We start from the raw sequence: 3,438 nt of genomic DNA on the forward strand, positions 1-3,438 counted from the left end.
GGGTGCAGGTCTCATCAAATCCTTAAAATTACACTATCCAGATGCGCAGTTTGAAGGCATCGGTGGCGACAAAATGCTGTCCGAGGGCTTCCGCTCGTTATTCCCCATGGATCGCCTGTCAGTCATGGGGTTTATTGAGCCACTTAAACGGTTACCTGAGTTGCTCGGTATACGCCGTGAGCTCTATCGGCATTTCATCAAAAACCGATTTGATCTGGTGGTGGGTATTGATTCTCCCGACTTTAACCTCGGCCTCGAAAAAAAACTCAGGCAGCGAGGATTGTTAACGGCGCATTATGTCAGTCCCTCCGTTTGGGCCTGGCGTCAGGGCAGAGTAAAAAAAATTGCCAGTGCCGTTGACCTGATGTTGACGCTGTTGCCATTTGAAGCAGACTTCTATCGGCAACATAAAGTCCCGGTGGTGTTTGTTGGCCATCCCCTCGCCGAGGAAATTCCACTCTCTACGGATAATGTGCAGGCCCGCAAGACCCTGAATCTCCCTGTAGACGGTCGGATATTGACATTAATGCCGGGCAGCAGGGCATCTGAGGTCGATTCATTGGGCCGGTTATTTCTGGAGACAGCACAACGCTGTCGGTACCAGTTATCCGGTCTGCATCTGATCATCCCCGCTGCTAACGATAACCGCCATGAGCAGCTGCACAGTTTGTTGCATGACTATCCCGGGCTGTCCGTGACGTTGCTCAAGGGTCAATCCCATCTGGCAATGGCGGCAGCCGATGTTGTGCTGCTGTCATCAGGAACGTCGGCATTAGAGGCGATGCTGCTCAATAAACCCATGGTAGTGAGCTACCGTCTGGGTAAATGGACCTATGCTCTGGTTTCACGAATGTTGAAAGTCCCCTGGGTATCGTTACCGAATCTTCTTGCATCAGAAACACTTGTGCCGGAGTTACTTCAGGAAAACGCCACTGTGGAAAAGCTGAGTGATGCGGTGTTGTCCTATTTTCTGGATGCAACAAAGGTTCAGGTACTGCAACAACGTTTTGCCGAGCTTCATCTGACGCTTCGACACGGTGGCAGTGATACGGCAGCACGGGCGTTAGTGAGCTTGCTGGAAAGTCGTCTGAGATGAGCATTATTCAGCTCTCCTATAGAGGTGAATTGCTGGCTGGCGTGGATGAGGTCGGTCGTGGACCGCTGGCAGGAGATGTTGTAACAGCTGCTGTGATTCTCAATCCCAAAAATCCGGTGGCTGGTTTGGCCGACTCCAAGAAACTTTCTGCTTCCCGCCGCAGTCAGTTGGCCGCAGAAATCAGCAAAAAAGCCCTCAGTTGGTGTATCGCGAGAGCGTCGGTGGCCGAGATTGATGAGTACAATATTCTCCGCGCTACCATGATGGCGATGGTGCGGGCCGTCGATGGTCTGACACTAAAACCGGAACATGTGGCAGTCGATGGAAATCGAATACCGGACTGGGGCTATGTGGCTGAATCGGTTGTCGGGGGTGACGATAAAATTCCGGCCATAAGTGCGGCTTCCATACTGGCAAAGGTATGTCGCGATGCCGAAATGTGTCAGGCGGAGCAGCTTTTCCCCGGTTATGGTTTTGCCTCTCATAAAGGCTATGGGACCAGTGCACACCGCGAAGCCATTGCTTTGCTGGGTCCATGCAAAATTCATCGCAAATCCTTTGAACCGGTAAAAAGTATACTGGCAGCCCGCCACCACGCTTTGACCTGAACGCCAGTTCAGGGTACTTTTTTGCCAGTAGAGGTGCCGATCATACCTCGAAGAGTTTTTTGCTATGCTATGGTGGATACGCAAACAGGCAATTACGTAATTTTATTTTGAAGCCATGCTGGCTTACCACGTCCCGCTGTCTTTGTCGTTGGAAGGTGCCAATAGTCCACAAAGGAAATACTTGTCAGTCAGAAAAATTCCTTAGACTCTGATTGGTAATTATTCAGTTGATATCTCCACTTTAATACGGGAATTTCCATGAAACAGTTAACTGGTCACGATGCGGTTTATCTCTACGCGGAGACACCCTCCACGCCTGGCCATCTCGGGTTGCTCTATATCTACGATCAATCTACCGCTGCGAAAGGAACGGTTCGTTTCAAAAGCATATTGCAACATATTGAAGAACACCTGGATATTTCGCATGTATTCCGGTCCCGCTTAATGAGGATGCCGTTGGATGTCGATCATCCCTACTGGGTGGATGATGAAAACTTTGATCTTGAATATCATGTCCGGCATATTGCATTACCAAAACCGGGGGACTGGCGTCAATTCTGCATCCTCACCGCCCGGCTGCACTCCCGTCCTCTGGATATGACCAGGCCTCTGTGGGAGATGTACGTTATTGAAGGCCTGGATAATATCCCATCGATGCCCAAAGGCTCATTTGCTATTTATACCAAAATTCATCATTGCGCGGTGGATGGTACGGCGGCCATCGATCTGGCGGGTTTGTTCCACGACAGGTCACCGGAGCCGGATAGAGAGATTGTAGAGCGGCAATGGAAGCCACAGCCGAAGCCGGCACTGGGCACATTGCTAATCAATACCCTGGTGAACAATACCCGGTATAATTTTGAAACCGGCTTTGATCTGATCAATATGTTGCCCTCGCTCGGCAAAAAACTGCTCGTGACAACCCTGAGACAGGATAGGGAGTCCAAGGATGCGGTTGTTAGACCGGAAACCCGCTTCAACCGCGATCATGTCAGCCCTCACCGGGTATTTGGTGGCGTCGATTTTTCCCTTGAGGATGTCCGATCAATCAAGCGTGCAGTGAATGGTGCCACCATCAATGACGTATTGCTGGCCCTGTGTGGTGGAGCACTTCACCATTACCTGCAGGACAAGGAAGAGCTGCCTTACCATTCCATGCGGGCAATTGTTCCAGTCAGGCAGAATAAAAGAGACAGGAAAGGCAAACAAACAATGGCTGTAATGACCCCGCCATTGCATACACAGGTCGTTGACCCGCTGGAAAGACTTGAAGTGATTCAATGGGACACCTCTACCAGCGCCGCTCTCGAGAAAGCCCAGGGAGCAAAGGATATGACTGATATCACAAGACACATGCCATCCTTTACCCTGGCAATGGGTATTGGCATGGCCACGCACAGTCATTTGTCGCGAAAGACACTGGCGGGGATCGGCAACTGTGTCATGACCAATGTGCCGGGTCCGCAGTGGCCACTTTATATGCGAGGCGCTAAATTAGTCTACGTGTCAGCGCTGGCTCCCTTGGTGGAGGGGTTGACACTGATGTTTAACGTGGTGAGCTACAACGGACGTGTCAGTGTATCTTTTTAGTCAGACCGGGATGTCCTGCCCGATCCTCAATTAATGGAGAGTTGTTGGGATCGGTCCCTCAAAGAGCTGCTCTGTGCGGCCACCCACCAGTGTGATGAAGCTGAGGCAGAGATTATTCATAAGGTCAGAATTCCCAAAACGGTC

Annotated in this window: 3 protein-coding genes; all 3 read left to right on the forward strand. The window is 50.9% G+C overall.

The window, feature by feature from the left end:
• Nucleotides 1–1,096: lipid-A-disaccharide synthase (gene lpxB, locus ACTF5G_RS06210; protein ID WP_438951957.1), on the forward strand; the 1,096-nt coding region annotated here is incomplete at its 5' end.
• Complete coding sequence (rnhB, locus tag ACTF5G_RS06215) at nucleotides 1,093–1,704, forward strand: ribonuclease HII (protein ID WP_438951958.1); 612 nt, start codon at nucleotides 1,093–1,095, stop codon at nucleotides 1,702–1,704. The genes lpxB and rnhB, both read left to right, overlap by 4 nt.
• Nucleotides 1,705–1,962: 258 nt before the next feature.
• A complete protein-coding gene (locus ACTF5G_RS06220; RefSeq protein WP_438951959.1) occupies nucleotides 1,963–3,294 on the forward strand; it encodes a wax ester/triacylglycerol synthase family O-acyltransferase in 1,332 nt (443 codons plus the stop codon).
• Nucleotides 3,295–3,438 lie beyond the last annotated feature (144 nt).

Source organism: Porticoccus sp. (genome assembly GCF_965660005.1).
Lineage (GTDB): Bacteria > Pseudomonadota > Gammaproteobacteria > Pseudomonadales > Porticoccaceae > Porticoccus.